Below are 5439 nucleotides of genomic sequence, written 5' to 3' on the forward strand. Positions count from 1 at the left end.
GCCCGCTCGGCTACGCCATGATCAAGAAACTCAAGGTGTACGGTGGTGCAGAGCACCCGCATACCGCCCAACAGCCTAAAGTGCTGGAAATCCTGGGAGCCTCCAAATGATCGGTGATTGGAACAATGGCACCGGCCGTCGCAAATCCAGCGTCGCCCGCGTGTTTATCAAAAAAGGCACCGGCAAGATCACGATCAATGACCGTGACATCCAGGTCTTCTTTGGTCGTGAAACCTCGATCATGATCTGCCGCCAACCCCTGTTCCTGACGAACCACGTCGAGACGTTTGACATCATGGTCAACGTCCACGGCGGCGGCGAGTCCGGCCAGGCTGGTGCAGTGCGCCACGGTATCACCCGTGCCCTGATCGACTATGACGCAACGCTCAAGCCAGCCCTGAGCCAGGCTGGCTTTGTGACCCGCGATGCACGTGAAGTCGAACGTAAAAAAGTCGGTTTCCGCTCAGCTCGCCGTCGCAAGCAGTTCAGCAAGCGTTAATCCGCTTTCGCTGTTCCCCAAAAGCCGCCCGGTTTACCTGGCGGCTTTTTTCATGGGCGTGGCGGCCGCTTGTGTGGCGCTTGCAACGCCCCGTCAATGCTTTGTAAGTGATTAGTTTTCCTGATGCAAAGCCTTACCCGGCTTTACGGCCAGATCGGCCGTCCGGCGAGTTGTCTGCGTGCACAATGCAGCTCCCGAACCGAAAACTGCAGGGCCTCCGATTTGAAATTTCGCCTGTTTCGCCGCCGCCTGACGATCAGCTCCCCTCGCATGTCGGTACGCAGCTCGCTCCCGTGGCCCTTGCGGTGGATTGCCGGCGCGTTGATGCTGGGGTTTTCTGCCGCCGTTGCGCTCTGGGCCTTTGAATTCGGCAAGGGCATCGCCGGGCTGGACACCAACGCCAAGGAAGAGCTTAGCGAGCTGCGCCAGGAAGTCGCGAGCCTGCGGGTAGAGCGCGACAAGGCGCAGTCCATTTCCAATACCTCCGGCAGCCTGCTGACGGCCGAGAAGGCGGTACAGGAAAAGATGCTGAGCCAAATCCGCCAGCTCGAAAGCGACAACCGCAGCCTGCGCGACGATCTGGGGTTTTTCCAGAAACTTCTGCCTGCCGGCAGCGCCGAGGTCGCCACCATTCGCAGCCTGCAGGCCGAAGTGCTGTCGCAGGCGCAGCTTAAATGGCAGGTTCTGGTGATCCAGCCGGTCAAGGGCGCGCCCAGTTTTAATGGAAAACTGGACCTGACCGTGCATGGCACCCAGGACGGGAAGCCCTGGATGATGACTTTGCCCGGAGGACCGCAAACTTTACAGTTCAAACAGTACCTTCGTGTGGAGGGTGTCCTCGACTTGCCACCCCAAGCCGTGGTACAAAGTGTTACAGCTAAAGTCATTGAAGGAACCGCCATTCGGTCTGTCCAAACCTTCAAACTTTGACCTCCCACCTTCGCTACCCCCATCCACCTCTCGTACAGGAATCCTTATGTTTGGAAAAAAGAAGCAGCCGCCCATCAAAAGCCTGATCGCCCAAGGCAGCTGCATTGAGGGCAACCTGAAGTTCACGGACGGTTTGCGGATCGACGGCGAAGTGATTGGTGACATCCGCGCCAACGAAGGCAGTTCCAGCATTCTGGTCATCAGTGAGTCGGCCATCGTGACTGGCCATATCCACGCCGACCACGTGATCATCAATGGCCGCGTCAATGGTCCTGTGCATGCGTCGGAGCTGCTGGAGCTGCAGCCCAAGGCGAAGATTGAAGGCGACGTCTCGTACAAAGCGCTTGAAATGCACCAGGGCGCCGTCATCTTTGGACAGTTGCGTCCCACCACGCACCAGGAAATTGAAGAAAAACCCACGCTCAAATTGGCGGCCAACAACAACTGACAGTCTGCGAGTGAGCGCTCACGGTGTCGGCCAAGCCGGTAACCAGTACGGCGCCTTAATACGCATGGGCGTTATGGTTGATCAGTTTGCTGTACTATTTGCAGGTCGGGTGCTGAAGTGCCCTCTTTGACCGAGTTCTGAAAGACGGTTTCGACCGCTTTCCTTTAGATGTATTGGAGTTCCCCATGAGTGCTGTTGCCGAAAATATCCAGACCGAAATGCCCGCGCCCTTTGTCTTCACCGACAGCGCCGCATCCAAGGTGGCGGAGCTGATTGCTGAGGAGGGCAACCCGGACCTGAAGCTGCGCGTTTTTGTGCAAGGCGGCGGTTGCTCCGGTTTCCAGTACGGTTTCACTTTCGATGAGATCACCAACGAAGACGACACCACCATGACCAAGAACGGTGTGTCCCTGCTGATCGACGCCATGAGCTACCAGTACCTGGTGGGCGCCGAGATCGACTACAAGGACGACCTTGAAGGCGCCCAGTTCGTGATCAAGAACCCCAACGCCACCAGCACCTGCGGCTGCGGCTCCAGCTTCTCTGCCTGAGGCACCTCCGACGCCCCGCCTTAAAAGCCGCCCCTGAGGCGGCTTTTTGCTGCCTGGTCATTCTTTCTTTATCAGCAAGGCAGTGAACCAAGTTCACCCTTTCGCATCATTCATTTATGCAGTCAGAAGAAAAATCACTGCGCATGTTGCTCTGGCTGGTGGCCATCGGGTTTTTCATGCAGACGCTAGACGCGACCATCGTCAACACCACCTTGCCCACCATGGCGCGCAGTTTTGGCGAAAGCCCGCTGCGCATGCAGTCTGTCGTGGTGGCGTACTCGCTCACCATGGCCATGCTGATTCCGGCATCTGGCTGGATCGCCGACCGCTTCGGTACGCGGCGCGTGTATGTGGGTGCGATCTCGCTGTTTGTGGTCGGCTCAATTGCCTGCGCGCTGGCCGGCAACCTGATGGAACTCGTCGCGGCACGGGTGGTGCAGGGGATGGGTGGGGCACTGCTGTTGCCGGTGGGCCGGCTGGCCGTGCTGCGGGCGTTTCCGCGCGAACGTTTTCTGCAGGCCATGAGTTTCATCGCCATCCCGGGCCTGATCGGCCCGCTGATCGGCCCCACGCTGGGCGGCTGGCTGGTTGAGGTGGCGACCTGGCACTGGGTGTTCCTGATCAATATTCCGGTTGGCTTGCTCGGCTGCGCGGCGACCCTGTTTTACATGCCGGACAGCCCCCGGCCAGAGACGCCGCGCTTCGATTTGCCGGGCTACGTCTTCCTGGCTTTCGGCATGGTGGCGGTGTCGCTCGCGGTCGATGGGTTGTCAGGCCTGGGCCTGAAGCAGGCCAGCGTGCTGGTGCTGCTGGTGTTCGGCATGGCCAGCCTCACCGCCTACTGGCTGCACGCGGCAAAGCGGCCCGACCCGTTGTTTTCGCCGCGCCTGTTTTCAATTCCCACGCTCAGCATCGGCCTGCTGGGCAATTTGTTTTCACGCCTGGGCAGCTCCTGCATGCCTTTTCTCGTGCCCTTGCTGCTGCAGGTCAGCCTCGACTACTCACCGCTGCAGGCCGGGATGATGATGGTGCCCGTCGCCGTGGCCAGCATGTTGACCAAACGCGTCACGACGCCGCTGATCACGCGCTACGGCTACCGCAAGGTGCTGGTGACCAACACTGCGCTGGTGGGCCTGACGATGGCGAGCTTCGCGTTCGTGACACCGGCGCAGCCGCTGTGGCTTCACATCCTGCAACTGGCTTGCTTTGGTGCGGTTAATTCCATGCAGTTCACGGCGATGAACACGGTCACTTTGCGCGACCTGGACAGCAGCATGGCCAGCAGCGGCAACAGTCTGCTGTCGATGGTGCAGATGCTGGCGATGAGCATGGGCGTGGCCGCTGCGGGCGCAGTGCTGGCCGCTTTCACGGGCTTCTTCGGTACTGGCGAGGCCGTGCAGACGCTGCATTCCTTTCAGGCAACGTTCGCGGCGATGGGGCTGATCACGCTGGCGTCGGCGGGGATTTTCTGGCAGCTGTCGCCGCAGGTGAGAGTGGTGAAGAAGGCCGAGGCGACTGAAGCGTCAGGGCAGGGCTAAGCTCTCGGACGATTGCGCAGCGCGCTTTAGCTCACCAGGGCTAAAGCGCCAAAATCCCCGACCCTTTCCCCCAAGCCCGCCGCCACCAGCTCAAAATCATCCGTCAAAGCAGGCAGCTTGCCGTGGATTTGTGCACTCAGGCGCGGCAGCAGATAGTCGCGGTGGTTCCAGAACACGCCGCCCCCCATGCTGATGCGCTCCAGGTCCAGCGTGGCGACCAGGTTGTAAAGGCCACGTCCCATCACGCGGCACAGTTCGTCCACGATCGTGTTGGCGGCGGCATCGCCCGCCTGTGCGGCGGCAAACAGCGCGGAGGCGCCAGGATAGCCCGCACCGGCAAAGCGCCGCGTGATCGCGTTGCCGGCCACCACGCCTTCGAGGTCGCCCAGGTTGCCGCAGCCGCACAGCGCGTCGCTGTTGTCGCTGACAAAGGTGTGGCCCGCATGCCCGGCATTGCCGTGTTTGCCGCGCAGGACGTGCCCGTCCACACACAGACCAAAGCCTATGCCGGTGCTCCAGGTCACGTAAGCGCAGTGTGTGTAGCCTTGCAGCGCGCCCCAGCGGCGTTCGGCCTGCAGTGCGCCGATGCCGTCGTTTTCAAGACGGAGCCTGCCAGCGAAGCGGCTGCGCAGCGGTGCCTCCAGCGGCACGCTGATCCAGTCGTTGGGCAGGCCGCGCGCCGGGCCGGCCATGCCGCCGCAGATGTTGGGATTGGAGATTTCGAGCATCCCGTTCACCGCGACAAAGGGGCCGCAAGATGACACGCCGACAGCCTCGATGTCCTGTTCGCGGATGCCGGCCGCCCGGCAGGCTTCGTCCAGCATGCGCAGCACCTGGCGCCCCACGGTATCTGGCGGACCCGCCTTTTCAGTGGGCTCCGCATGCCGGGACTGCAAAGCCGATGAGGCCTGCGCCAGACTGACTTGCGTGCCGGCCTCTATCAGGCTGACCGCGATCTTGGTACCCCCCAGGTCGACGCAGGCTTTCATTCGGAGAGTTTCTTCCTCAAAGGAGTTTGGCGATCAGGCTGGCGATAAAGCTCAGCAGAATCGTGGTGGTCAGCGGAACGAACCATTCGCGCCCGAACAGGCGAAAGCGCAGGTCACCGGGCAGCTTGCCGAAGCCCAGCTTTTGCATCAGCGGGCTGAACCAGCTGATGAGCATCAGGGCCAAGAAGATGACGATGAACCAGCGGATCATGAGGGTAGTTTAGCCCCCACGTTCGCCCACTGCGTGTGGCTCTCTGCCCCCCGAGGGGGGCGCCCACCTGCGACCCGGCGAAGCCGGTTCCGCGGCTCATGCTGGCTTTAAGAGTTCTTTGGGCGCTACCAGTGGGGCCGCGGTACTGGCTTTGCCAGACCGCAGGCGCCGTCCCCTTGAGGGGAGAACAAACTACACGCAGTGAGCTTGGACAGGGATGAGCTTATAAAGCCCGGCGAAGCCGGTTCCGCGGCTCATGCTGGTTGAAGAGTT

The 5439-nt window shown here is 61.2% G+C and carries 7 protein-coding genes and 1 pseudogene; 6 read left to right on the forward strand and 2 right to left on the reverse strand.

Annotated elements, in window-relative coordinates; translation table 11 throughout:
• From ABI546_RS01960 to mdtD, 6 genes and pseudogenes are all read left to right on the forward strand, one after another.
• Positions 1 to 110, forward strand: a pseudogene (locus tag ABI546_RS01960) (50S ribosomal protein L13); the annotation flags it as partial.
• The gene (gene rpsI / locus ABI546_RS01965; RefSeq protein ID WP_348043576.1) at positions 107 to 499 is read left to right on the forward strand and encodes a 30S ribosomal protein S9; all 393 of its coding nucleotides are present in this window, start codon (positions 107 to 109) and stop codon (positions 497 to 499) included. The pseudogene ABI546_RS01960 and the gene rpsI, both read left to right, overlap by 4 nt.
• Positions 500 to 721: 222 nt before the next feature.
• Positions 722 to 1429: a DUF6776 family protein gene (locus tag ABI546_RS01970; RefSeq protein ID WP_348043578.1), complete on the forward strand. Its 708-nt coding sequence runs from the start codon at positions 722 to 724 to the stop codon at positions 1427 to 1429.
• 46 nt (positions 1430 to 1475) lie between these two features.
• Positions 1476 to 1877, forward strand: coding sequence for a polymer-forming cytoskeletal protein (locus tag ABI546_RS01975; protein WP_348043580.1), 402 nt, complete (start codon positions 1476 to 1478; stop codon positions 1875 to 1877).
• 185 nt (positions 1878 to 2062) lie between these two features.
• Positions 2063 to 2428 carry an iron-sulfur cluster insertion protein ErpA gene (gene erpA, locus ABI546_RS01980; protein WP_122955163.1) on the forward strand — a complete coding sequence of 122 codons (366 nt, stop codon included), beginning with the start codon at positions 2063 to 2065 and terminating at the stop codon, positions 2426 to 2428.
• Between the two features lie 116 nt (positions 2429 to 2544).
• Positions 2545 to 3966, forward strand: a complete 1422-nt coding sequence (gene mdtD, locus ABI546_RS01985; RefSeq protein ID WP_348043583.1) for a multidrug transporter subunit MdtD — start codon at positions 2545 to 2547, stop codon at positions 3964 to 3966.
• 26 nt (positions 3967 to 3992) lie between these two features.
• On the opposite strand, the gene ABI546_RS01990 is transcribed toward mdtD, so the two are convergent.
• Both ABI546_RS01990 and ABI546_RS01995 read right to left on the reverse strand, forming a co-directional pair.
• Positions 3993 to 4955: an ROK family protein gene (locus ABI546_RS01990; protein ID WP_348043585.1), complete on the reverse strand. Its 963-nt coding sequence runs from the start codon at positions 4953 to 4955 to the stop codon at positions 3993 to 3995.
• Between the two features lie 16 nt (positions 4956 to 4971).
• Positions 4972 to 5166 carry a DUF2905 domain-containing protein gene (locus ABI546_RS01995; RefSeq protein WP_348043587.1) on the reverse strand — a complete coding sequence of 65 codons (195 nt, stop codon included), beginning with the start codon at positions 5164 to 5166 and terminating at the stop codon, positions 4972 to 4974.
• Positions 5167 to 5439: the final 273 nt, after the last annotated feature.

Origin of the sequence: Polaromonas sp., from assembly GCF_039932935.1 — a bacterium.
Lineage (GTDB): Bacteria > Pseudomonadota > Gammaproteobacteria > Burkholderiales > Burkholderiaceae_C > Polaromonas.